The following is a 24,142-nucleotide window of genomic DNA, read 5'->3' as shown; positions in this document are numbered from 1 at the left end:
TGTCAGCCGCCCGTACCCCACCTATACGGTCGGGGTACGTCCGCTACCTGACTGCTGGTAGCCCGCTCACCCGGTGACATCACGGGATCGAGAACCAGCGACAGCCCACGCACGTCCCGGCCACCCGCGCCGGGACGTGCGGCTGCCTCAGCCGGCGACGGCCAGGCGCTGGCCGATCACGGCCGAGACGCCGTCCTGCCGCATGGAGATGCCGTAGAGGGCGTCCGCGATCTCCATCGTGCGCTTCTGGTGGGTGATCAGGATCAGCTGCGAGGCCGAGCGGAGCGACCCCACCACGTCGAGCAGCCGGCCCAGGTTGGCGTCGTCGAGCGCCGCCTCCACCTCGTCCAGGATGTAGAACGGGCTGGGCCGCGCGGTGAAGATCGCGATCAGGAAGGCGACCGCCGCCAGCGAGCGCTCGCCGCCGGAGAGCAGCGACATCCGCTCGATCTTCTTGCCGGCCGGCCGGACGGCGACCTCGATGCCCGGGGCGATCGAGTCGGCGGCGTCCTCCAGGGTCAGCCGACCGGTGCCGCCGGGGAAGAGCACCGGGAAGACGCGCTCGAAGGCGTCCTGCACGTCCTGGAACGCCGTCGCGAAGATCGTCTCCATACGGCCGTCGAGGTCGCCGATGATGCGGCGCAGATCCTGTCGCGTGCGCTCCGCGTCGGCGAGCTGATCGGTGAGGAACGCGTGACGCTGCTCCAGCGCGGCGAACTCCTCCAGCGCGAGGGGGTTGATGCGACCGAGTTGCGCGAGGCGGCGCTCGGCGGCGCGCAGCCGCTGCTCCATGCGCGGGCGCTCGATCGCCCAGTCGCCCGAGTCGGTGGTGGCGCCGCACTCGGCCAGCAGTTCGGCCTCGCCGAGGGCCAGCTCGACGCTCGCGCGCTCGAGCAGACCGCCGCGGGCGACCTGGTGCTCGTGGATGCGCATGTCGAGCGTGCGCTCCCGCTCGGTCAGCGCGGCGAGCCGGCCCCGATGCATCGCCTCATCGCGGCGCGCCTCCGTGAGGGCCACGGACTCCTGCTGCCGGCGGCGCTCCAACTCGTCCAACTGACGGTGCGCCTCATCGACGGAGCGGTCCACCGAGGCCTGCAGCTCGGGGATCTCCTGCAGCACGGCGGTCGCGGCCTGGTGATGGAGGCGACGGGTCGCTGCGCGCCGGGCCGCCGCCTCGGCCGCCAGGCGGGCGGCGGCGATGCGCGCGTCGAGGTCGTCGATGCGGCGGCGCTCGCCGCGGATGCGCTCCCGCAGCGTCTCCAGCTCGAGTCGCATGCGGACGGTCTGCTCCCGCGCCGCATCGAGCGCTGCGGCGGCCGGCTCGCGCTGCTGCTGCGGCACCATCGGCCGCGGTTCTGCTCGGGCTGCCCGCAGCAACGCGGTCACCTGCTCCGCTGCGGCCCGCTCGCGTGCTGCAGTCGCGCAGGCGACGTCGGCCTGCTGCCGCAGGCGCTCGACTTCGGCCTCGGCGGCCTCGGCGCGCGCGGTCACGCCGGCCCGCTCCTGCTCGGCGCGCCGCGCCGTCTGCTCGGCCGATCGGACGGCCGTACGCGCCGCCTCCATCGCCTGCCGCGCCGTCTGCAGGTCGGCCGTCGCGGCGGCGGAGCGGGCGGCGGCGGCGGCCACTCCGGCGGCCGCCTGCTCGGCGCCCGAGCGCGCCTGCTCGTACTGCGCGACCAGCTCGATGCGGCTGCGCTCGCGGCCGGTGGCACGCACGACGGTCGCCGAGAACGCCTCGCCCGCCCGGGTGACGATCACCGCGCGGGCGTCGACGGCGAGGGCGTCGTCCAGCGCCGCAAGCGCGGCGGCGCGGTCGGGGACGAAGCCGACATGCGCCAGAACGGCCAGCACCCCGGGCGGCGCGTCGAGCACCGCGGTCGCCGGCAGGACGCCCGCGGCCGGCGGCCCGGACGGGACGGACCCGGCGACCGCGGCATCGATCACCAGGTCGATCGCGCGGTCGCTGCCGGCGTCGACCACCGCCACCGCGGCCGCACGGTCGGAAACGAGCGCGGCGTCGGTGAGCGGGCCGAGCGCGACCGCGACCGCCGCCTCCCAGCCCGGCCGGACGGTCAGGGACTCGTCGAGCCGAGTGCCGGTACCCGCGGCCTGCAGCGCGGCGGTGGCGTTCGGCCGGCGGACGGCCAACTCGAGTGCCCCGGCGCGGGCGACCAGCGCGTCGTGCTCCCGCTGCAGCGTGTGCGCCTCGTCACGGGCCCGATCCGCCTCAGTCAGCGCCGCGGTCACCGCCGCCTCCAGCCGGACGAGGTCGATGCCCTCGGCGTCCGAGGTCCCGGGCGGCGGCAGGGCGACCAACCGGGCGCGTGCCGTGCGAGCACGCTCCTCGGCGCTTCGGGCCGCCGAGGCTCGGCGCTCGGCCTCCGAATCCGCCGCCAGCGCGCGCGCGTCGGCGCTGCGCACCCGTATCGCCAGGTCGGCGAGCCGTCGGTCCTCGGCGGCGCCGGCAGCAGCCGCAGCCGCGCGCGCCGCGTCGACCTGATCGAGCCGGGAGCGGGCCTGATCGAGCGCCTGCTGCGCGTCGGAGGACTCGGCCTCCGCCTGCCCGACCGACCGCTGCAAGTCGGCCACGAGCGCGATCGCCGCCTCGCGATCGCGGGCGGCAGCATCGTCCGCGGGCGCGGGCCGCGCCTCCTCCCCGCCCAGCAGCGCGAGGCGGCTGGCGGCGAGCTGCGCCAGCCCACGGACCCGTTCGCGGACGCCCTCCAACTCCACCACCGCCCGCCGCGCGGCATCCAGCCGGCCGGTGGATTCGGCTGCCTCCAGCTGCGCCGCACGACGGGCGGCACCGCGCACTGCGTCGTCCTCGGCGTGCCGCTCACCGGTGACGGTGGCCCGCTCGTGCTCGAACACGCGAGTCTCACGCCGCAGGCGGATCAGGTCGCCGGCGGCCAGCGACGCCCGGACGTGACGGACCTCGGCCTGGATGCCGACCGCCTCGCGGGCGACCTCGGCCTGCGCGCCGAGCGGTTTCAGCTGCCGCCGCACCTCGCCGGCCAGGTCGGACAGGCGGGTCAGGTTGGCCTGCATCGACTCCAGCTTGCGCTCGGTGCGCTCCTTGCGGCGGCGGTGCTTCAGGATGCCGGCGGCCTCCTCCACGAAGCCGCGCCGCTCCTCCGGGGTCGCCCGCAGCACCGCATCCAGCCGGCCCTGCCCGACGATCACGTGCATCTCGCGGCCGAGCCCGGAGTCGGAGAGCAGCTCCTGCACGTCGAGCAGCCGGCACGATTCGCCGTTGATGGCGTACTCGCTGGCGCCGGACCGGAACAGGGTGCGACTGACGGTCACCTCGGCGTACTCGATGGGCAGCGCGCCGTCGGCGTTGTCGATGGTCAGGGCTACTTCGGCGCGGCCCAGCGGACTCTTGGTGGCGGTGCCGGCGAAGATGACGTCGGCCATCGTGCCGCCGCGCAGCGACTTTGCGCCCTGCTCGCCCATGACCCACGCGAGCGCGTCGACGACGTTCGACTTGCCCGAGCCGTTCGGCCCGACGATCGCGGTGATCCCCGGCTCGAAGACGAACGAGGTCGCCTGAGCGAAGGACTTGAAGCCCTTCATCGTCAGGCGCTTGAGATGCACGTGGGCGCGGACCCTCCCCGGCCCGGGGGCGGTGCCGACTGACGCGATCCTCCCGCGCGGGCCCGACGCGCCCGTGCCCGACACGGCGGCGGCCCGGATACTCCGCTCAGGCGGGTGGCGCGCCCAACTGGACGAGCAGCTCGTCGCGGATCGCGGGACGGCTGCCGAACACGAGCAGGAAGAGCGCCTCACGGCTGAGGCGCTCGGCGTCGCCGCCGCGGACGGCCGCGCTCGCCCCGGCACGGACCGCGAGCGTCGCTGCGGCACGCACTGCGAGGGCGGAGGCGGTCGCCCGGGCCGCCGGCAGCAGCGCGGGGTCGGCGGTTCCGAGGGCCGATGTCGCGGACGCGAACTCGGCCGCGTGCTCCGCCTGCACTGCTCCGCTGCCGGCCGGCGCGCCGGCCAGGGCGATCGCTCGCGCGGCGACGCCGAGCGCGAGTGCGCCGTTCTGCGCGAGGCCGAGCCCGTCCCGGCTCTGCAGCTCGGCCAGGGTCGTGGTCGCGACGAGGCGGTCGGTGGGAACGGGGTGGTCGGTGAACCGCACGGTCGAGGTCGTGCTGGCGCGCGCGGCCACGAGGTCGAACGACGTGGCAGTAATGCTGTCCGGGAGCGGTTCGCCGGCCGACGGCACGTCGACCAGCAGGCTCAGCACCCGATCGTCCGCGGCGAGCGCATTCACGAGCACCACGTCGACGCCGCCCCATCCGCTCAGCCACGGCTGCGTGCCGGTCAGCGTCCAGCCGCCGGCTGCGGTGCGCGCGGTGAGGGGGTCCCGGCCCCGCAGCCCGGTCACGGCGACACCGGCTCGCAGAGTCCGAGCGGCGAGGGCGGCGGTGAACCGGGCGGCGATCCCCGGCTCGGTGCTGCGGGCGACGGCGGCCAGCGCGCCCTGGTGCTGCAGCCACAGGAAGGCGACACCCAAGCTGCCCCCGGCGAAGGCTGCGACCACCTCGCGCATCGCGGCGGCGCTCACCCCGGCCGCCCCGAGGCCGAAGAACCCCTGGTCGGCCATCGCCCGCAATTGCTGCTCCGGCGCCGTCTCCATCGCGTCGATCGCCGACGCCGCGGGGAACAGGTACGCGTCGGCGAAGCGGCGGGCCCGGTCGAGGATCAGCGGCACCCCCGCCCGATCCTGCCCCACGCTCCTCTGCCCGACGCCCTCCAGCACCACGACCTCCTGCACCACACCCCCATGCTGCCAGCCGTGCGCCCGCCCGCGCTCCACGTCGCGGTACGCCCGCGTCTGCCGAGATCCGCGTCGCCTGCCCGTGCGCGCGCAGGGGCGAATGACTCGAATCAGGGCAGACGGCGTCTCACGCGGGTCAGGCGGCAGGGCCGGCCGAGCGGGCACGGCGGGCGCGGCGCTGGCAGACCGGGCAGAAGTGGCTGGAGCGGTTCATGAAGGACTCGCGCACGATCGGAGTGCCGCAGCGGGGGCACGGCTCGCCCTGCCGCCCGTAGGCGTTCAGGCGCTGGGAGAAGTAGCCGGAGGCGCCGTTCACGTTCACGTACTGGGCGTCGAAGCTGGTGCCGCCGTCGGCCAGGGCGCGCTCCAGCACGTGCCGCAGCTCCGCCAGCAGCCGGACGACCACGGGCTTCGTCAGGCGGGCGGTCGGCCGGTCGTAATGCAGTTGCGCCGCCCAGAGCGCCTCGTCGGCGTAGATGTTGCCGATGCCGCTGATCAGGGTCTGGTCGAGCAGGGCCCGCTTGATGCCTGTGCGCTTGGCGATGAGTGCTCGCCGGAACCGCTCGTCCTCGAAGGCAGGGTCCAGCGGATCACGCGCGATGTGCGCGACCTGGGCCGGTACGAGCGGTGCGGGGTCGCCGCGACCCCCGGGCGCGCCGTCGCGCGTCGGCAGCAGCGGATCGATCGCGAGCGAGCCGAAGATGCGCTGGTCGACGAAGGCGACGGCGAGCGCACCGTGTGCCGGGCTGTCCAGCGTCATCCGTACCCGGAGCAGCCGGTCGGCGGGCGCCTCCTGATCCCGCAGCAGCAGCTGCCCGCTCATGCCCAGGTGGGCCAGCACCGCGACCGGCGGCAGGCCGTGCTGGGGCTCCAGCGGCAGCCACAGGAACTTGCCGCGCCGGACCGCGGCGCGGATGCGTCGGCCGATCAGCCGCGACTCGAAGTCGGCCACGTCCCCGTCGTGTCGGCGCAGGGAGCGCGGCTCGATCACCTCGACGCCGGTGATGGCGGCGCCGGTGACGACCGGCTCCAGGCCGGCGCGGACCACCTCGACCTCGGGTAGTTCGGGCACGCGCGGCCGGTCTCAGGCGCGGGTGGCGGCGGGCGCCGTCAGCTGCCGGACCGCCGCCAGTGCCGCGGCCAGCTCGGCCTGCTTCTTCGCGGTGCCCTCGCCCTCGGCGCTGACCAGGTCGCCGACGGCGACCGTGGCGCGGAAGGTACGGGCGTGATCGGGTCCGCTGGCCTCGATCGTGTAGACCGGCGCGGGTGCGCCACGGTGCGCAGCGAGTTCCTGCAGGGCGGTCTTCGGATCGCTGGCCGCGCCGAACCGCGAGGGATCGTCGGCGAGGGGCGCGATCAGCCGCAGCACCAGTGCCTCCGCCTGCTCGCTGCCGACCGAGAGGAAGGCGGCGCCGATCAGGGCTTCCACCGTGTCGGCGAGGATGGAGGACTTGTCGCGTCCGCCGGTGCGCTCCTCGCCGCGGCCCAGGCGCACATACGCGCCCAGCCCGGCGGCGCGGGCGATCTGCGCCAGGGCGACCGTGGAGACCAGCGACGAGCGCCGCTTGGCGAGCGACCCCTCGTCCTCGTCCGGGTACCGCGCGTAGAGCATGGCCGTTGCTGCACGGCCGAGCACGGAGTCGCCGAGGAACTCGAGACGCTCGTTGTCGGCGACCTCGTGCTCGTAGGCGTACGAGCGATGCGTCAGGGCGAGTTCCAGCAGGTCGCGTCGGATGTCGATCGCGAATGCGGAGAGCAGCGCGTCGAGGTCGGCGGGCGGCGCCCCGTCCTCCGACACCGGCTCGCGTCCGACCTGCGGATCAGACGTCGGCGACGCGGCGACCCTTGTACTCCAGGTAGAGGGGGGTGCCGTCGGATCCCTCGACGACCTTGGCACGGTGCGGCAGGGAGTAGACGACCTTGCCGCCCTCGATCGTCTTGACGAGCGTCGGCAACTGCGCCTTCCACTGCGAACGGCGGGCGTGCGTGTTGGCGCGCGACTGCCTGCGCTTCGGAACGGCCATGGTGGTCTCTCTTTCTACGGTTCGCTGCGTCTTACAGGTTCTAGGCGGTGCGGCCCGGGGCCGACGCGTCCGACTCGACTCGTGCGGCCTCGACTCGTGCGGCCTCGTCGAACCGGAGGCTCTGTAGGGCGGCCCAGCGCGCATCGGGTTCGGCGGGCGCCTCGTCGGTGACCAGTGTGATGCCGGGCCGCAACTCGACCTCGTCGCATCCGTCGGCGCATTCCGGCTGGAACGGGAGCGAGAGGACGACCGCGTCGCGCACGACCGGCTCGAGATCGAGCTGGTCGCCGTGCAACTCGTAGTCGAACGGTTCGTCGGCAGGATACGCGAAAAGCTCGGCGAACTCGACTTCGACCGGCACCGTGACCGGCTTCAGGCACCGCGCGCACTCGCCATGCGCCTCCGTCACGATGTCCCCCGTGGCGAGGATGCCCTCGTGCAGCGACTCCAGGCGCAGGTCGATGCGCAGGGGCTCGAGCTCCCGCACCGCGACCATGCCCTCGCCCAGATGCTCGGGTGCGTCCAGGTCGATGCGCCGGTCCCGCAGCTCACCGGGTCGGTGCACCAGATCGCGGACGTTCACGATGTACGGGTGGCTCTTCGTCACGGCGGACGATTTTACGCGGCTGTGCACCTTCTCCTGCGCGTGCTTCCGCCACGACGACACCTCGAGCACCTGCCGCTCTGCCACGCTGAAGCGGTGATCGACGCGGTGTTCCTGAACGGCACGGTCGGCGCCGGGAAGACGACGGTCGCGGAGGCGGTCAGTGCACTGTTGACCACCTCCACGAGCGGCACGCATGCGATCGTCGACATCGACGGCGCGCGGGGCCTGCGCCCCTCCCCCGTCGGCGATCCCTTCCAGCATGAACTCGAACTGGAGAACCTGCGCGACCTGGCCCGCAACTACCGGCACGCGGGCGCGACTCGCCTCGTCCTCGCGGGCGTGATCGAGTCCGCGGTGGAGTTGCCCCGATACCGCGCGGCGCTCGGTACCGACGGTCTGCTCGTCTGCCGGCTCACCGTTCGGCCGGAGGTGGCCGCCGCACGCCTGGCCGCCCGGCACGCCGACGACCCGGAGGGGCGGCGCCGGCACCTCGCCCGCACGCTCGAACTCGCGGCGATACTCGACCAGGCGGACCTCGACGACGTAGTGCTGGACGCCTCCGACGAGTCCCCCGTCGTGCTCGCGCAGCGCGTGCGCTCAGCAGCCAGCTGGTAGAGCCAGCCGAGCCGAACCCGACTGTGGCCGGACCGGAACGGCGGTCAGAGCGAGAACGTCAGGGCAGGGCGGCGTCGTAGAGGTCGATCGCGTGGGCCACCTGCTGCTCGGTGACGATGCAGGGCGGCACGACGTGGATGCGGTTGTCCGCGGAGAAGGGCAGCAGGCCGGAGGCGAGCAGGCGTGATTTCAGCGCGACGATGTCGGCGACCGGCACCGGCTGGCGGGTGGCGCGATCGGTCACCAGGTCGAGGGCCCAGAAGACGCCGAGGCCGCGCACCTCGCCGATCACGGGATGGCGCTCGGCGAGGGCGTGCAGGGCGGGACCGAGCACGTCGCGGCCGATGTGCGCCGCGTTCTCGACGATGCCCTCGTCCTGCATCGCGTCGATCGTCGCGACGATCGCGGCCATGGCGAGGGGATGGCCGGAGTAGGTGAGGCCGCCGGGGAAGACACGGGTGTCGAACTCGCCGGCGATCGCGGGCGGGATCAGCACGCCGCCCGCGGGCACGTAGCCGGAGTTGACGCCCTTGGCGAAGGTGACGAGGTCCGGCACGACGCCCGTCGGGTTGATCTGCTCGTTCTGGAAGGCGAACCAGTCGCCGGTGCGGCCGAAGCCGCTCATCACCTCGTCGAGGATCAGCAGGATGCCCCACCGGTCACAGATCGCCCGCACGCCCGCCAGGTAGCCGGGCGGCGGCACCAGCACGCCCGCGGTACCGGGCACGGTCTCGAGCAGCAGTGCCGCGATCGAGGCCGGCCCCTCCGCCTGCACGACGCGCTCCAGGTGCTGCAGCGCCCGCTCCGACTCCTGCTTGGCGCTGTCGGACCAGAACTCGCTGCGGTAGGCGAACGGCCCGAAGAAGTGCACATGCCCAGACGCGTATTCGTTCGGGACGCGTCGCCAGTCGCCGGTCGCCGCGATCGCCGCACCGGTGTTGCCGTGGTACGAGCGGTATGTCGACAGCACCTTGGTGCGGCCGGTGGTCAGGCGGGCCAGGCGGATCGCGTTCTCGTTCGCGTCCGCGCCGCCGTTGGTGAAGAAGACCTTGCTGAACGGCTCTCCCGCCACGGCCAGGACGCGCTCGGCCGCCAGTCCGCGGGTGCGGTTGGCGGTGCTGGGCGCCACGGTGGGCAGCACGGCGGCCTGCCGCTGGATCGCCTCGACGACCCGGGGATGCGTGTGGCCGATGTTCGTGTTGACCAGCTGGCTGGAGAAATCCAGGTAGTGGGTGCCGTCCTCGTCCCAGACGTCGCAGCCGCTGGCGCGCTCGACGGCGAAGGCGGTCGGCGTCCCCTGCGCGCTCCAGGAATGGAACACCTGGCGGTCGAGGTCGAGCGTGCTCGCCTGATCCGCATCCAGCATCGTCATGGGCTCGATCCTTCCAAATTCGAGGCGAGGCAGGCGGAGGGGCGGGGCGACGGACCGATAGGCCCGCGCCCCGCCCGCCCGTGCTACTTGCCGCCCGCCTTCAGCGTCACCGTTATGGGCTTGAAGCTCGCACCCATCACGTCCACGCCCTCGGCCTTCAGCTGCTTAAGCGCCTCGTCCACATACGTGTTCGAGTATGCGGTCGCCGGCGGCGCCTTGGTGATGATCGTGGCGCCCGTGTTGTCCTTCGTCGCCTCGGCGATCTTCACCGTCTGGTCCCACTGCGACTTGCGGATCACGCCAACGCCGTCGGTGGACGGCCAGATGAGCTTGTTCACCTCATTGGTCTGCCACAGCTGGTGGCTGGCGCCCAGGGTCGAGCCGGCTGCGGTGACGATCGCCGCCGCCTTCTCGGGGTTGTCCCGGGCGTACACCCAGCCCTCGATGGAGGCCTTGATGAACTTGATCGTCTGCTGCTGGTACGCCGTGTCCTGCAGCTTGGTCGCATCCGCCCAGATCGCGTCCTGCAGCATCGCGGTGCCGTCCTGGTTCCAGTTGATGACGTTCAAGTCGCTCGGCTGGAACAGCTTGCCGGTCTTCGGGTTCGTCGACTCCAGCACCTGCGCGTACTCGTTGTAGGTCATCGCCTGCGCCGCGTCGATGTCGCCGGCCAGGAACCCCTTCATGTCGAACGCCTGCTGCACCAGCTTGATGCCGCTGGTCGTGTTGATGCCGGCCTTCTGCATGCCGGCGAACAGCTCCCACTGGTTGCCGAAGCCCCAGCTGCCGACCTTCTTGCCGGCCAGGTCCGCGACGGAGGTGATGCCCTTGTCCTTCATCGAGATCTGCGTCGTGCCGGAGCGCTCGTAGATCTGCGCGACGTCGGTCACGTTCACGCCCTGCTCGATGGAGCCCAGCACCTTGGGCACCCACGAGATGGCGTAGTCCGCCTGCCCCTTGGCGACCGACTGGATCGGCACGGTGTCGGTACCGGCGGGCTTGATCGTGACATCCAGGCCCTCCTTCTTGTAGTAGCCCTGCGAGAGCGCGGCGTAGTAGCCGGCGAACTGCGCCTGCGGCACCCACTGCAACTGCAGGGTGACCTTGGCGGGGGCGGCGGATGCGCCGCCTCCGGATGCGCTGCTCCCGGGCGCGGGCGTGCTGCCGCTGCTACAGGCAGTGAGCACGAGGACGGCGGCGGATGCCGCCACCCCGAGGACGATGGACCGGGTGGAGCGATGCTTCATGAGTGCTGCCTCTCGTGGTGGACGGGTGGTGCGTGTGTCGGTGGAACGGGGCGGCGGATCCGCAGGGCGGGTCAGGAGGGTGCGGGCGTGTGCCGGGAGGCCGCCTTCTCGGCGGCGAGCGTGCAGCCGTAGAAGATCAGGCCGAGCAGGATCGCGCCGAGGACGAAGGCGTAGGCGAGGGTGAAGTTGCTGTAGGCGGCGGCCGAGGTGATCGCGGTGGCGAGCCCGTCGACGGGGCCACCGAAGTACTCCGCGACCAGCGCCGAGATGACGGCCAGCGAGGAGCCGATCCGCAGTCCGGTGAACAGGTACGGCAGCGCGCCGGGGAGCGTCACCGCACGCGTCGCCTGCCAGCCGGTCGCGTTGTACGCCCGCATCAGGTCGCGATGCACAGGCCGCACCTGCCGCAGGCCGCGCAGCGTGTTCAGGTACACGGGCACGAATACCGCCAGCGCGGCGATCAGCTGTCGGGCGGTCTCGGCTCCCGCGCCGTACATCGTGTAGAGCACCGGCCCGAGCGCCACGAGCGGCACGACGGAGGCGGCCGTGACGATCGGCTGCGACAGCTGGTCGAGCACCCGCAGCAGCGCGGACACGACCGCGGCGACCACGCCCACGATCGAACCCACGACGAATCCGATGAGCGCGTTGGTCCCCGTGACGAGCATGCCGGCGGCGACGACGCCCGCATCCTGCACGAACAGCCCGCCGATGCGCAGGGGGCTCGGCAGCACGAACGGCTTGATGTCGAACACGACGACCGCGAGCTGCCACAGCACGAGGACCGCGATCCCGAACAACACGGGCGCGAGCACCGTGGCGCGGAGGGTTCTCACCGGGCGTCCACTCCGCGAACGGCCTCGGCTGCGACCGGCACGCCGTGCAGCGCCTCCCGCACCTCGCTGACCGCGGCGAAGAACGCAGCATCCTCGCGCAGATCGTCGCTGCGCCGTGCTTCCCCGCCCAGCCGGACGGGCACGATGCGACGGATGCGGCCGGGTCGCGGCGACATCACGACCACGCGGTCGGAGAGGAACACCGCCTCGGGGATCGAGTGCGTCACGAAGACGACCGCCGCCCCGGTCTCGGCGGCGATGCGCACGAGCTCGGTCTGCATCCGCTCCCGCGTCATCTCGTCGAGGGCGCCGAACGGCTCGTCCATCAGCAGCAGGCCGGGCCGCTCCGCGAGCGACCGGGCGATCGCGACGCGCTGCTGCATGCCGCCGGAGAGCTGATCGGGGTACCGGTCGGCGAACTCGCTCAGGCCGACCAGGTCGAGCAGCTCCGCGACCCGGGCGCGACGCGCGGCGGTCGCGGCGCGATGCAGCTGCAGGGGCAGCTCCACGTTCTGCGCGACCGTGCGCCACGGCAGCAGGCCGGCCTGCTGGAACGCGATGCCGTACTCCTGATCGATCCGCGCCTGGCGCGCTGTCTTGCCCGCCACGGTCACGGAGCCGCTCGTGGGCTGGTCGAGGTCGGCGATCAGCCGCAGCAGCGTGCTCTTGCCGCAGCCGCTCGGCCCGATCAGTGAGACGAACTCGCCGGCATCCACGGTCAGGTCGATCTCCGACAGCGCCGCGGTTCCGGTCGCGGCGCAGCGGCCGGGGAACACCTTGTCGACCCCCTGCACCGTGACGGCGGCGCTCACGCGCGCACCTCGCTGCGCCGGTACTTCGCCAGCGCCCGGCCGAGCAGGGCGACGAGGCCCGCCGCGAGCAGACCGATCACGATCGCGGCGAGGATCGGCGCCCACGGCTTGCCCGGATCGCCGTTGGAGGCCGTGGCGAACTCCAGCATCATGCGGCCGACACCGCCGCGCAGGCCGATGGAGACCTCCGCCACCACGGTGCCGATGACCGCGTTCGCTGCTGCCAGCCGCAGAGCCGGCAGCAGGTAGGGCACGCTGGCGGGCAGGCGCAGCCGGATCAGCGTGGCCCACCAGCCGACGGCATAGGTTCGCAGCAGTTCGACGTGCGCGCGCTCCGGCGACGCGAGTCCGCGGAGCGCCCCCACCGCCACCGGGAAGAACGCCAGGTACGAGGCGATCACGGCCACCGACATCCAGTCCTGCCACGCCACCTGACCGAACCGCACCTGCGCCCCCAGCCCGCTGACCAGCGGTGCGAGCGCGATCAGCGGCACGGTCTGGCTGAGGATCACCCAGGGGTAGAGCGCCGACTCGGCGGTGCGGAACCGCTGCATCAGCATCGCCAGCAGCAGGCCGACGACCACGCCGATTACCCAGCTGACGCCCGCGATCGCCAGCGTGAATCCCGCCGCCCGCGCCACGGCGAGCCAGAGGGGCGCCGACGACGGATCGGAGAGCGACGGCTGCAGCAGCCGTGACGCGATCGTCGCCAGATGTGGCATCGCCAGGTCGTTGGTGCGCGGCAGGACGCGGACGCCGCCGACGAGCACGCCGGTCGCCGGACCGATCGCCTTGTACGCCTCCCACAGCAGGCCGAGCAGCACGACGCCCGCCAAGCCAAACGCGACGGGGCGCCAGCGGGTCACCCCCGACCGGTTCACGACTTGGCCGTCACCGTCTCACGGAGGAAGGGGATGATGGTCTCGCCGTACGCGCGGAGGGTCTCCTCCTTGTTGTCGTGCTGCAGGTAGATCGCGAACTGGTCGACGCCCAGCGCCTGCAGGCGCTGCAGCTTGTCGGCATGGTCCGCGGGTGAGCCGAGCACGCAGAAGCGGTCGACGATCTCGTCGGGAACGAACGCGGCATGCGTGTTGCCCGCGCGCCCGTGCTCGTTGTAGTCGTACGACTCCCGGCCGGCGATGTAGTCGGTCAGCGCCCGCGGCACCGCGCGGTTCGAGCCGGCCGAGCCCGTTCCATATTTCGCGACGATGTCGGCGACGTGGTTGCCGACCATGCCGCCGAACCAGCGCGACTGCTCCCGCGCATGGGCCAGCCCGGCATCCGACCCGTCGGTCACATAGGCGGGCGCGGCGACGCAGATGGTGATGTCGTCGGGGTTGCGGCCGACATTCGCAGCGGCGCTGCGGACGGTCGCGATCATCCACTCGGTGATGTCGGGGTCGGCCAACTGCAGGATGAAGCCGTCCGCCACCTCGCCGGTCAGCTTCAGGGCGAGCGGTCCGTACGCCGCCACCCACATCTCCAGTGAGCTGCCGACGCTCCACGGGAACCGCAGCGTCGCACCGTTGTACTCCACCGAGCGGGAGTTCGCCAGCTCGCGGATGACCTGGATCGACTCGCGCAAGATCTTCAGCGTGGTCGGCTCGCCGTTCGTCACCCGCACCGACGAATCGCCACGGCCGATGCCGCAGACGGTGCGGTTGCCGTACATCTCGTTCAACGTCGCGAACACCGAGGCGGTCACGGTCCAGTCGCGGGTCGCCGGATTCGTGACGAAGGGGCCGACCTTCACCCGCTTGGTCGCGTTCAGGATCGCTGAGTGGATGACGTACGGCTCCTGCCACAGCAGGTGGGAGTCGAAGGTCCAGACGTGGCTGAAGCCGAACTGCTCGGCGAGCGTCGCCAGGTGCACCGTCCGCGATGCGGGCGGATTGGTCTGCAGAACTACCCCGAAATCCATCTTCTTACTCGCTTCCGAAGTGATTCGACGTCGACCGGATGGGTGCGAAGCACCCCGGCCGCTCATGCGGCCGCGCCCTTGCAGGCGCGCCAGCGCCTGCCGCGGAGCCGCGGGAGCGGCGCAGCAGCGCGTCCGGGCGGGGCCGGCGAAGCCGGTCGCAGCCGGATCGCTCCGCGACGAAGTCGCTCATAAGAGGTACTGCGAGAGGCCGCGCTTGATGAAGCGGCCGTCGCCCTTCGCTCCGCGGTACTCGCCGTCGTCCACGATCACGCGGCCCCGGGAGAGCACCGTGTCGACGTGCCCGTCGATCTCGAAGCCCTCCCACGCGGAGTAGTCCATGTTCATGTGGTGACTGCGGCCGGTCGGGTTGCCGTCGGCATCGGTCGGCAGGCCGATCGAAGTGTGGCCCTGGGGGTCGTAGATCACGACGTCGCCGTCGGCGCCGGGCTGGATGACCCCCTTCCTGCCGTACATGCCGAACATGCGCGCCGGGGTCGTGGAGGTGACCTCCACCCAGCGGGCGAGCGAGATGTTGCCGTCGACCACGCCCTGGTAGAGCAGGTCCATCCGGTGCTCCACCGACCCGATGCCGTTCGGGATCTTGCTGAAATCGCCCACACCCATGTCCTTCTGTCCCTTCATGCAGAACGGGCAGTGGTCGGTGGAGACCATCTGCACGTCGTTGGTCCGCAGCGCCTGCCACATATGGTGCTGATGGCCCTGCTGCGCGGAGCGCAACGGCGTGGAGCAGACCCATTTGGCGCCCTCGAAGTCGCCCCACTGCGCACTCGTCGCGCCCAGCTGCTGCTCCAGCGACAGGTAGAGGTACTGGGGGCACGTCTCGCCGAACACGTTCATTCCGCGGTCGCGGGCGGCAGCGATCTGCTCCACCGCCTGCTTGGCCGAGACGTGCACCACGTAGAGGGGAGCGCCGGTGATGTCGGCGATCATGATCGCGCGGTGCGTGGCCTCCTCCTCCGCCTGCCACGGCCGGGTGATGCCGTGGAAGTAGGGCGAGGTGTTGCCCCGGGCCAGCTCCTGCTGCACGAGCACGTCGATGATGCCGCCGTTCTCGGCGTGCATCATGATCGTCGAGCCGTTCTGCGCAGCCCGCTGCATGGCCTTCAGGATCTGACCGTCATCGGACAGGAACACGCCCTTGTAGGCCATGAACAGTTTGAAGCTGGTCACGCCCTCCTCGACCAGTTCGTCCATCGCGGTGAGCGACGAGTCCTGCACGTCGGACAGGATCTGGTGGAAGCCGTAGTCGATCGCGCAGTTGCCGGCGGCCTTCTCGTGCCAGAGCGCGTACTGCGTGAGCGGGTTCTCGCCCGCGTACTGCACGACGAAGTCGACGATCGAGGTCGTGCCGCCCCACGCCGCGGCGCGGGTGCCGGTCTCGAAGGTGTCGGAGGCGAAGGTGCCGCCGAACGGCATCTGCATGTGCGTGTGCGCGTCGATGCCGCCGGGGATCACGTACTTGCCCGCCGCGTCGATCACGGTGTCGACGTTGGCCGCCAGGTCGAACCCGAGCAGCTGCGAGCCGGGTGCGAGGACCGCGGCGATCGTCTCGCCGTCGATCAGCACATCGGCCTCGGCCGTGCCGGTGGCGTTCACGACCGTGCCGTTCACGATCAGGGTCTTCGTCATGGTGCTCGCCTCAGGTCGCCGTGGATCAGGGTGCGGTGATCGCGGTGTAGGAGTCGGGCCGGCGGTCGCGGTAGAACTGCCAGTCGTTGCGCACCTGGCGGATCAGGTCCAGGTCCAGCTCGCGGACCAGCACCTCCTCGTCGGTCGCGCTTCCCAGGTCGCCCACCCAGTTGCCGCGCGGGTCGAGGAACTGGCTGGAGCCGTAGAAGCTGACCGCCAGGTCGCCGTACTCGTTGTCCTCGGTGCCCACCCGGTTCGGCGCGGCCACGAAGTAGCCGTTCGCGGCAGCGGCGGCGGCCTGCTCGATCTCCCACAGCCGATTGGAGAGCCCCGGCTTGGTGGCGTTCGGGTTGAAGACGATCTCGGCGCCGTTCAAGCCCAGCTCGCGCCAGCCCTCCGGGAAGTGCCGGTCGTAGCAGATGTAGACGCCCACTCGGCCGACCGCCGTCTGGAACACCGGGTAGCCCAGGTTGCCGGGGCGGAAGTAGAACTTCTCCCAGAACTTGTCGAGGTTCGGGATGTGGTGCTTGCGGTACTTGCCGAGGACGGTGCCGTCCGCGTCGACGACGACGGCGGTGTTGTAGTAGACGCCGGTCTGCGCCTCCTCGTAGATGGGCAGCACCATGACGAGGCCCAACTCCTTGGCCAGCGCGGCGAACCGCTGCACGATCGGCCCGTCCGCTGATTCGGCGAAGTCGTAGTACTTCGGATCCTCGGTGATGCCGAAGTACGGGCCGTAGAACAGCTCCTGAAAGCAGATCACCTGGGCGCCCCGGGCTTTCGCGTCCCGGGCGAAGCCCTCGTGCTTGTCGAGCATCGAGGCTGTGTCGCCGGTCCAGGTGGTCTGCGTGATGGCGGCGACGACAGTGCTCATTGGGTTCACTCTGCCGCGTCCAGGTTTCCCCTGGGTTTCCTGTGTGTTTCGGACGGTACTCAGCGGAGCACGTGCTCACCGCTGAGCGCGCTCATCCGAGTGTTCGGATGACGCTGGCGGCGTTCACCAAAGCGAGGTGGCTGAGTGCCTGCGGCATGTTGCCGAGGAACGCGCCCGAGTCCGCGTCGATCATCTCGGTGAGCAGGCCCACGTCGTTCACCTGGTCGACCAGGCGGTCCATCAGCTCGGTCGCCTCGGTCATCCGCCCCACGCAGGCCAGGGCGGAGGCGGTCCAGAACGCGCAGGCGGTGAACGTGCCCTCCTCGGACTGCATGCCGCTGTAGCGATACATCAGGTCGCCGGCGCCCAACTCGCGCCGCAGCACGTCGATGGTGCGCGACATCCGCTCGCCGCGGTCGAACCCGCTGACCGTGTGCAGCAGGACCGAGACGTCCAGGTCACGGCTGCCCTTGGCCATCAGATAGGCGCCGCGGCGCTCCGACCAGCCGTGCCGGTCGATCCACCGGCGGATCAGGTCGCGGTTCTTCTCCCAGCGCCGCCGGTCGCCGGGCTTCGGCAGCACCAGGCCCATGTCGTGCAGCCGCAGGATCGCGTCGAGTGCCTGCCAGCAGCCCATCTTGCTGGAGACGTAGTGCCGCTTCACCGGCAGCTCCCACATCCCGGCGTCCTTCTTGGGCCATTGCACGCAGGTGTCGTTGGCCAGCTTGATCAGCAGGTCGCTCGTGGTCCCGTCCACCACGTTGCCGCCGGAGGCGTAGCCGGCGACGATCGAGAGCAGGTCGGCGTAGGTGCCGAGCTGCAGTTGCCGGCTGGCGCTGTTGCCGACCACGACCGGCCCAATGCCCCGCCAGCCGGGCGCGCTCGATCGCACCAGGTCGTCTTGGCGTTCGCCGGTGAGCGTCAGGAAGACGGCCATGTCGCCGTCGACCGCCTTCAGTGCCTTCAGCATCCAGGACACCGCGCCGTGCGGCTCCTCGCGCAGCCCGAAGCGGATCAGCGCGTCGACCGTGTAGGCCGCGTCACGGATCCAGGCGAAGCGGTAGTCGTAGTTCTTGCCGGCGGTCAGGCTCTCGGGCAGCGAGGTGGTGGCCGCCGCGGCGATCGCCCCGGTCGGGCTGTGGATCAGCAGCTTCAGCGCCAGCGCGCTGCGCGCGACAACCTCCGGCCACGGACCATCCCAGGTGAACTCGTTCGACCAGCGCTGCCAGCCGGCGATCGTGCGGTCGATGCCCTGGTCCACGACGTGCGGATCAGGCAGCCGCACCGGCTCGTCATCGGTGCCGCAGAGGCAGATCAGGTGCCGCGAACCGGCGCTCGTCGTGAAGGCGCCGCGGAACTCCGGCGGCGCGTTCGCCGGACCGTTGCCGGGGTGCACGGGGTCCGTGCGACCGTGATCGAAGCCGACCAGCACGATGTTGACCGAGCCGGAGCGGATCAGCGGACCGTGGCCGGTGTCGAACCGCTGCACCGTCTCGTCGTCCAACGCGTTGCCGGGGCGCACCGACCAGCGCATCTCGACGGTGCCTTCGACGCCCTCGATGCGGCGGGCCAGCTCGGTCCACGGCAGCCGGCCCGCGACGCCGGTCACCAGCGCGTCGGTGACATCGACCACCCCGGCGTCGGTCGTGAACCGCGTGATCAGCACGTTCGTACCGTCCACGTAGTGCCGCGTGCTGCTGAACGGCGCGGTCGGGCACAGCTCGATGCGGCCGCCGCGCCGCTCGTCGATGATGGCCGCGAACATCGGCGGGGTGTCGAGGGACGGCAGCGGGAACCAGTCGATCCGGCCGTCCCGCGCGATCAGTGCGACGGTGCGGCCGTCCCCGATCGCGGCGTACTCGCGCAGCGGGGCATACCCGTCGGTCCGCGCACCCTCGGCCGTCAACTGGATCGTCATCGCCGCCGATCCTGTCACCGCCAACCGCGAGGCAGCGTCTGGGCTCGTGCGCACCCGAGTCCAGATGGTGGTGGTGCACGGTCATGCCGCCGCTCCATCCGGCCGCGGGCCGGTAGCGATGGGCCGATCGGGGATGTTCGACCACTGGGACCACGAGCCCGGGTAGAGCGCTGGCGTGAAGCCGGCGACAGTGAGGGCGAGGGCGGCGTGCGCGGCGGTCACTCCCGAGCCGCAGTACACGCCGATCGGGTCGTCGTCCGCCACGCCGAGGGTCGTGAACCGCTCGCGGAGCACTGCGGGTTCGAGGAAGCGGCCCGCGGCGTCCACGTTTTCGGTCGTCGGCGCACTGATCGCGCCGGGGATGTGGCCGGCCCGCGGGTCGATCGGCTCCACCTCGCCGCGGTACCGCTCGGCCGCGCGGGCGTCGAGCAGCACGCCGGCCGACGGCAGCGCCGCAGCCTCCTCGATCGAGAGCGTCGGCTGCCGCCCGCCGCGCAGGGTCACGCCGCCGGGCTCCGCGACCACGTCGCCGGTCTCGAGCGTCCGACCGCTCGCGGTCCAGCCGCGCAGGGACCCGTCCAGCACCCGGACGTCGTCGATGCCGGCGGCGCGAAGCACCCACCATGCCCGGGAGGAGGAGAGGTTCTTCAGGTCGTCGTAGACCACGACGGTGTCGCCGTCGTCGATGCCCCACCGCCTGGCCGAGGCCTGCAGCGCGGCAAGCGGTGGCAGCGGGTGGCGTCCGTCGGTCGGGGCGCCGTGCTGGGCGAGCTCGGTGTCGAGGTCGACGTAGACCGCGCCGGGCAGGTGGCCGAGCAGGTACTCGGGCCGGCCGTCCGGCCGGTCGAGCCGCCAGCGCACGTCGAGCACGCGGACGTCGTCGCGGCCGATGATGCCGGCGAGCTCGTCGGGCGAGATGAGGGGTGAGGGCATGAAGGACCTTCGATCGGCGCCGACACGGCGAGTCGGGTGGGTGGTATGCGAGGACGGCGAGGATGTAGGGCTTGGCGGTGACGACGTCTTCGAGCGCGACGAGTGCGGTCCGTTCGATGTCCGCGTCGAGTCCCCTGCGGTGACGAGTCGCACGCTGATGTGGCCGAGGTCCGGCAGTCCGCGCTGCACCACGAGTCCGGCCGGTGTGCGCCCGGCGCTCGGCAGCGCCGGCCTGTGTGAGGCGGGCGCGGCGCCCGGACTTCTCCACCAGGGTCTGTCCGAGCCGCTTCACGAGCAGCCGCACGTGCTGGCTGACGGTCGGCTGGCTGAGGTGCAGCGCGGCCGCCGCCCGCCCGAAGCCGCCGCAGTCCGAGATCGCGACGAAGGTGCGCGGGGGGACGATGCCCAGGATCTCGCTCACGGCCGCCCTCCCCTCGGATCGCATACGGCTGCGGGCCCTGGGGTCGAGCGTGCTCCGCGTCTACCGAAAGCCTCACGACTCGTGGCGGCGAGGGCGATTCCCGTTGCGCCGTGTGACGCGCCGCAGCTGCAGCCGCAGGTGCCGCGGGCCCGCCCACGATCACCGCGCGAACGAGGGAGTTCTTCGGTCAGTCGCCGAAGCGGGCCACGAGGCGACCGGTGACCTCGTTGTTCCTCAGCCGTTCCAGCCCCGCTCCGATCTCATCGAACGCGATGGTGGTGAACGTCGGCTCGATCTCCTTCTTCAGCAGCAAGGCGAAGACCTCCTCGATGTCCTGGACGGTGCCCCCGAGCGATCCGACGATGCTCTTGCCGAGGATCGAGGCGGTGTCGATGGTGAACGTCTGCGCGCCGAGGCCCACCTGCACGGCCGTACCACCCCGTCGTACGGCGTTCACAGCCTTCTGCGTCGTATCGAAACCGGCGTAGTCGACCACCAGGTCGAAGTCCTGCCCGGCCCACGCATCGGCGTCCCGCACCACGTCGGTCGCGCCGGCGGCCCTCGCGAGGTCCCACACGGCTTCCTTGGTCTCGGCGACGTGCACCTCGGCGCCGACGAGGACCGCGGCGCGGGTGCCGATCTGTCCGAGTCCGCCGTAGCCGATGACTCCGACCTTCATGCCCGCCGATGCGCCGCCCGCCTTGATCATCGCGTGGTACGAGGTCATGCCCGCATCCGTCGCCAGAGCCGCCAGCCGCAGGTCGAGCCCCTCGGGAACCCGAGCCAGGTCGGACGCGTCGGCGACGAGCTTGTCGGCGAAGCCGCCTGGCGTGAAGATGCCCAACGGCGGGCGCACACCGGACGAGCAGACGCCCACCGCGTCGCCGACCGCCCATCCCGTGACTCCGTCACCGAGCGCACTGATCACGCCGGCGTTCTCGTGCCCCTGCGTCATCGGGACGAAGGACATCACGTTCTGCCCGAGCTGCATGTAGAGGAGGTCGCTGTGGCACAAGCCGGCGGCCCTGACGTCGACGACGACCTCGCCGGAGCCGGGCTGCGGCTCGGGTATCTCGTTGAGTGCGATCGGCTTACCGTCAGCCTCGAACTGCCATGCCTTCATGATCCACTCCCTCGTGACGATCGGGCCGGGTCGCCTCCAACCGCCTCCGATCGTAAGCGGCCGAACTGCAAGGCAGGGGCGGGGCCGACGCGGGCGGTCGTCCAGTGGATCAGCGCTCCACCTGGTGCCACGCCTGCCGGATGCGGTCTGCGCTCGCGGTCTGCGGCAGGGGCCGCGGGGCCGCGGAGTGGGTGAGCCGCAGCAGCCCGCACGCTACCTCAACACATATCCGCTCCGGCCCGACTGCCTAGGCTCGACCGGTGACCGCGCCACGGATCGTCGTGCTCGCGGGCGGAGTGGGCGGGGCCAAGTTCGTGCGCGGCGTCCGGGCGCTCTGCCGCGAGCGCTGGCCGGACGGCCCGGCAGGGACCGCCGCGTCGATCACGGTGGTCGTGAACACGGGCGACGACCTGTGGCTGGCCGGCCTGCGGGTCACCCCCGACCTGGACTCCGTCATGTACGCGCTCGCCGGCGTGAACGACGACGTGCGGGGCTGGGGCCGCGCCGGCGAGACCGAGCGGGTCAGCGCCGAGCTGACCGCGTACGGGGTCGGCTGGCCCTGGTTCACGCTGGGCGACCTGGACCTCGGCACTCACATCGCCCGCTCCGCGATGCTGCGCGACGGCCTGCCGCTGTCCGCCGTCACCGAGCGGCTCACCGCTCGCTGGCCCCTCGGCGTGCGGCTGCTGCCGATGACCGACGCCGAGGTCGAGACCCATGTCGTGGTCGACGAGGACGGCGAGGAGCGCGAACTGCACTTCGAGGAGTGGTGGGTGCGAACCCGAGCCGCGCTGACGGCGAAGCGGTTCGTGCAGCACGGGGTGGCCCAGGCGACGCCGGCGCCCGGCGTGGTGGAGGCGACCGGGGCGGCCGACGTGATCCTGCTCGCCCCCTCCAATCCGGTAGTCTCGATCGGGACGATCCTCGGGATACCCGGCATCCGCGAGGCGCTGCGGAGCGCCCGCGCGCCAGTCGTCGGCGTCTCCCCCGTCATCGGCGGCGCGGTGGTGCGCGGTATGGCCGACGCCTGCCTGACCGCGATCGGCGTGGCGACGGACGCGGCCGCGATCGCCCTGCACTACGGCGCCCGCGGCTCCGGCGGCCTGCTCGACGGCTGGCTCGTGGACGAGGTGGACACCGACGCGACCGGGGCGCTGAACGGGGCGGGCGTCCGCAGCCTGGTCACCCCGCTCTGGATGACCGACGACGGAGCCTCGGCAATCATCGTCGCGGGAGCGCTGGGCATCGCGACCGCGATCGCTCGGGAGAAGGGCCCGGAGACGGTTCCCTAGATAGTTGCTCTTCGGACGGCGCTCGACGGCGCTCTGCGGGCCCTCGTTGGTCCGAGGTTCAGTTCGCGACGCTGTCCGGCCGCAGCAGCGTCGAGAAGTGAACCCTGAAAGGGGTGCAGACGTGCGCTGCGACGGCCTGCGGCTCAGGCGAAGGCGCCGCGCCAGCGAGCGGCCGGGTGGGTGTCCGGGAGGCGGTCGCGGCCGGTCAGCCGGTGGCGCAGCGTCGACGGTCCCTGCGGCACAGCCAGCAGCCCTCGCTCCCGCAGGGTGGGGGCCAGCTCGTCCGCGAAGGACTCGTAGGAGCCCGGCAGCGTCCAGTTGACGACGTTGATGCCGTCGACGCCGCGGCGCTGCCACGCCAGCAGCGCGTCGGCGATCTGGTCGGGCGTGCCCACGATGCGGCCGCGCAGCTTGGCCTGCAGCCGGGCCAGGTCGGCGATCGTCGGGTCGGGGTCGTCGCTCGCCTCCTGCAGCCAGCGCAGGTGGCTCCAGCCGTGGCTGCCGGACAGCTGCGACAGCGGCAGGTCGGGATCGAGCGCATCGCCGGTCACCGGGTCGGAGCCGAGGTTCGTGTGCAGCAGGAACGCGTCGGCTGCGAGGTACTCGTCCAGCTCCGCCTCCCGCCGCTTCGCCTCCGCCTCCGTGGACCCGACCACGAAGGCGGTGCCGAGGAAGAACAGCACGTCCGTCGGCGACCGCCCGGTCGCCGCAACCAGTCGGCGGGTGTCGGCGATCAGCGCCTCGGTCGCGTCGGCGTTGCCCGAGAACAGGAACTGCGCCTCCGCGTTCCGGGCGGCGAACGCTCGGCCGGCGGGCGACGAGCCGGCCTGGAAGAGCACCGGCGTGCGCTGCGGCGTCGGCGCGGTCAGGTGCGGGCCCGCGACCCGGTACCGCGGGCCCTCGTGGTCGATGCGGTGGATGCGGGTGCCGTCGGCATAGACGCCGCCGGCCTTGTCGGCGACGATCGCGCCGTCGTCCCACGATCCCTCCCACAGCTTCGTGACGACCTGCAGGTACTCCTCGGCGCGCTCGTAGCGCTCGTCGTGCTCCTCCAGCGCGTCGAAGCCGAAGTTGCGGGCAGCCGACTCCAGCGCGCTGGTCACGATGTTCCAGCCGATCCGGCCGCCGGAGAGTGCGTCGAGGGTGGAGACCTTGCGCGCGAAGTCGAACGGGTGAGCCTGGATGACGGAGGAGGTGAAGGCGAAGCCGAGCTGCTCGGTGTGGGTGGCGAGCGCCGCAATCAGCACCATCGGATCGTTGCTCGGCAACTGCAGGCCCTCCCGCGCGAGCGGGACCAGGTCGGCGCGAGGCGGGCCGTAGGTACCGACGACGTCGGCGAAGAACATCGCGTCGAACCCGCCGCGCTCCAGCGTGCGGGCCGTCTCGATCCACAGGCGCACGTCGCCGTACTCGTGCTGTCGCGCCTGCGGATGCCGCCACAGGCCGTGCTGGATGTGCGAGACGGTGTTCATCACGAACGCGGCGAACCGCAGCGGACGGACGGCGTGCTCCGGCACTCGGTTCCCTCCGTTCGTCGGACGCACGTGTCGGTCTCAGCGGGCGCGGCTCATTCCCCGGGACCGCGCCTGATTCTCGGCGGGTCCACGGCCCATTCTCGGCGCAGATCGGAAGAGAACGCTCGAGGCAACCGGATCAGGCGTACGGTTGCCCCAACCGGGGTCCCTCGTTCGAGCGTGATGCACGCTGCTCTCTC

The 24,142-nt window shown here is 71.8% G+C and carries 20 protein-coding genes and 1 pseudogene; 2 read left to right on the top strand and 19 right to left on the bottom strand.

The window, feature by feature from the left end; all coding sequences use genetic code 11:
• Positions 1-147 precede the first annotated feature (147 nt).
• From smc to ACFE7H_RS01915, 6 genes are all read right to left on the bottom strand, one after another.
• Positions 148-3,597 (bottom strand): chromosome segregation protein SMC, encoded by a 3,450-nt coding sequence (smc, locus tag ACFE7H_RS01940; protein WP_375399504.1) that lies wholly within the window; start codon positions 3,595-3,597, stop codon positions 148-150.
• 106 nt (positions 3,598-3,703) lie between these two features.
• Positions 3,704-4,783: an acyl-CoA dehydrogenase family protein gene (locus ACFE7H_RS01935; protein WP_375399503.1), complete on the bottom strand. Its 1,080-nt coding sequence runs from the start codon at positions 4,781-4,783 to the stop codon at positions 3,704-3,706.
• Positions 4,784-4,919: 136 nt separating this feature from the next.
• Positions 4,920-5,855, bottom strand: coding sequence for a bifunctional DNA-formamidopyrimidine glycosylase/DNA-(apurinic or apyrimidinic site) lyase (gene mutM / locus ACFE7H_RS01930; RefSeq protein ID WP_375399502.1), 936 nt, complete (start codon positions 5,853-5,855; stop codon positions 4,920-4,922).
• A 12-nt stretch (positions 5,856-5,867) separates the two neighbouring features.
• Complete coding sequence (rnc, locus tag ACFE7H_RS01925) at positions 5,868-6,581, bottom strand: ribonuclease III (RefSeq protein WP_375399501.1); 714 nt, start codon at positions 6,579-6,581, stop codon at positions 5,868-5,870.
• Positions 6,582-6,603: 22 nt separating this feature from the next.
• Positions 6,604-6,807, bottom strand: a complete 204-nt coding sequence (gene rpmF / locus ACFE7H_RS01920; protein WP_375399500.1) for a 50S ribosomal protein L32 — start codon at positions 6,805-6,807, stop codon at positions 6,604-6,606.
• 40 nt (positions 6,808-6,847) lie between these two features.
• Entirely contained in the window at positions 6,848-7,498 is a 651-nt protein-coding gene (locus ACFE7H_RS01915) for a DUF177 domain-containing protein (RefSeq protein ID WP_375399499.1), read from the bottom strand.
• 9 nt (positions 7,499-7,507) lie between these two features.
• Here ACFE7H_RS01915 and ACFE7H_RS01910 point away from each other — a divergent pair, with 9 nt between their 5' ends.
• Positions 7,508-8,029, top strand: a complete 522-nt coding sequence (locus ACFE7H_RS01910; RefSeq protein ID WP_375399498.1) for an AAA family ATPase — start codon at positions 7,508-7,510, stop codon at positions 8,027-8,029.
• Positions 8,030-8,087: 58 nt separating this feature from the next.
• Here ACFE7H_RS01910 and ACFE7H_RS01905 read toward each other — a convergent pair whose 3' ends face one another.
• The 12 genes and pseudogenes from ACFE7H_RS01905 to ACFE7H_RS01850 form a co-directional block, all read right to left on the bottom strand.
• A complete protein-coding gene (locus ACFE7H_RS01905) occupies positions 8,088-9,401 on the bottom strand; it encodes an aspartate aminotransferase family protein (protein ID WP_375399497.1) in 1,314 nt (437 codons plus the stop codon).
• Positions 9,402-9,484: 83 nt separating this feature from the next.
• Complete coding sequence (locus tag ACFE7H_RS01900) at positions 9,485-10,648, bottom strand: ABC transporter substrate-binding protein (RefSeq protein ID WP_375399496.1); 1,164 nt, start codon at positions 10,646-10,648, stop codon at positions 9,485-9,487.
• A 71-nt stretch (positions 10,649-10,719) separates the two neighbouring features.
• Positions 10,720-11,484 carry an ABC transporter permease gene (locus ACFE7H_RS01895; protein WP_375399495.1) on the bottom strand — a complete coding sequence of 255 codons (765 nt, stop codon included), beginning with the start codon at positions 11,482-11,484 and terminating at the stop codon, positions 10,720-10,722.
• Positions 11,481-12,296, bottom strand: coding sequence for an ABC transporter ATP-binding protein (locus tag ACFE7H_RS01890; RefSeq protein ID WP_375399494.1), 816 nt, complete (start codon positions 12,294-12,296; stop codon positions 11,481-11,483). Before ACFE7H_RS01890 ends, ACFE7H_RS01895 begins: the two co-directional genes overlap by 4 nt.
• On the bottom strand, positions 12,293-13,177 hold the full coding sequence (locus tag ACFE7H_RS01885) for an ABC transporter permease (protein WP_375399493.1): 885 nt from the start codon (positions 13,175-13,177) through the stop codon (positions 12,293-12,295). The genes ACFE7H_RS01890 and ACFE7H_RS01885 overlap by 4 nt, the downstream gene beginning before the upstream one ends.
• Positions 13,174-14,217, bottom strand: a complete 1,044-nt coding sequence (locus ACFE7H_RS01880) for a TIGR03842 family LLM class F420-dependent oxidoreductase (RefSeq protein WP_375399492.1) — start codon at positions 14,215-14,217, stop codon at positions 13,174-13,176. Before ACFE7H_RS01880 ends, ACFE7H_RS01885 begins: the two co-directional genes overlap by 4 nt.
• A gap of 186 nt (positions 14,218-14,403) precedes the next feature.
• A complete protein-coding gene (hydA, locus tag ACFE7H_RS01875; RefSeq protein WP_375399491.1) occupies positions 14,404-15,867 on the bottom strand; it encodes a dihydropyrimidinase in 1,464 nt (487 codons plus the stop codon).
• A 25-nt stretch (positions 15,868-15,892) separates the two neighbouring features.
• Positions 15,893-16,741 carry a nitrilase-related carbon-nitrogen hydrolase gene (locus tag ACFE7H_RS01870; protein ID WP_375399490.1) on the bottom strand — a complete coding sequence of 283 codons (849 nt, stop codon included), beginning with the start codon at positions 16,739-16,741 and terminating at the stop codon, positions 15,893-15,895.
• A gap of 91 nt (positions 16,742-16,832) precedes the next feature.
• Positions 16,833-18,659, bottom strand: coding sequence for a glycoside hydrolase family 15 protein (locus ACFE7H_RS01865; protein ID WP_375399489.1), 1,827 nt, complete (start codon positions 18,657-18,659; stop codon positions 16,833-16,835).
• A gap of 81 nt (positions 18,660-18,740) precedes the next feature.
• Entirely contained in the window at positions 18,741-19,592 is an 852-nt protein-coding gene (locus ACFE7H_RS01860; protein ID WP_375399488.1) for a sulfurtransferase, read from the bottom strand.
• A gap of 238 nt (positions 19,593-19,830) precedes the next feature.
• Positions 19,831-20,037 (bottom strand): annotated as a pseudogene (locus ACFE7H_RS01855) (LysR family transcriptional regulator); the annotation flags it as partial.
• Between the two features lie 163 nt (positions 20,038-20,200).
• Complete coding sequence (locus ACFE7H_RS01850) at positions 20,201-21,136, bottom strand: zinc-binding dehydrogenase (protein WP_375399487.1); 936 nt, start codon at positions 21,134-21,136, stop codon at positions 20,201-20,203.
• A 260-nt stretch (positions 21,137-21,396) separates the two neighbouring features.
• On the opposite strand from ACFE7H_RS01850, the gene cofD reads away from it, so the two are divergent.
• The gene (gene cofD, locus ACFE7H_RS01845) at positions 21,397-22,428 is read left to right on the top strand and encodes a 2-phospho-L-lactate transferase (protein ID WP_375399486.1); all 1,032 of its coding nucleotides are present in this window, start codon (positions 21,397-21,399) and stop codon (positions 22,426-22,428) included.
• A gap of 143 nt (positions 22,429-22,571) precedes the next feature.
• Here the strand turns inward: cofD and ACFE7H_RS01840 are convergent, their stop codons facing one another.
• Positions 22,572-23,945, bottom strand: a complete 1,374-nt coding sequence (locus ACFE7H_RS01840) for an NtaA/DmoA family FMN-dependent monooxygenase (RefSeq protein ID WP_375399485.1) — start codon at positions 23,943-23,945, stop codon at positions 22,572-22,574.
• Positions 23,946-24,142 lie beyond the last annotated feature (197 nt).

The sequence above is a fragment of the uncultured Amnibacterium sp. genome (assembly GCF_964250715.1).
Taxonomy (GTDB): domain Bacteria; phylum Actinomycetota; class Actinomycetes; order Actinomycetales; family Microbacteriaceae; genus Amnibacterium.
The sequence above is the reverse complement of the archived record's forward strand: the minus strand, read 5'-3'. Positions and strand labels throughout refer to the sequence as shown.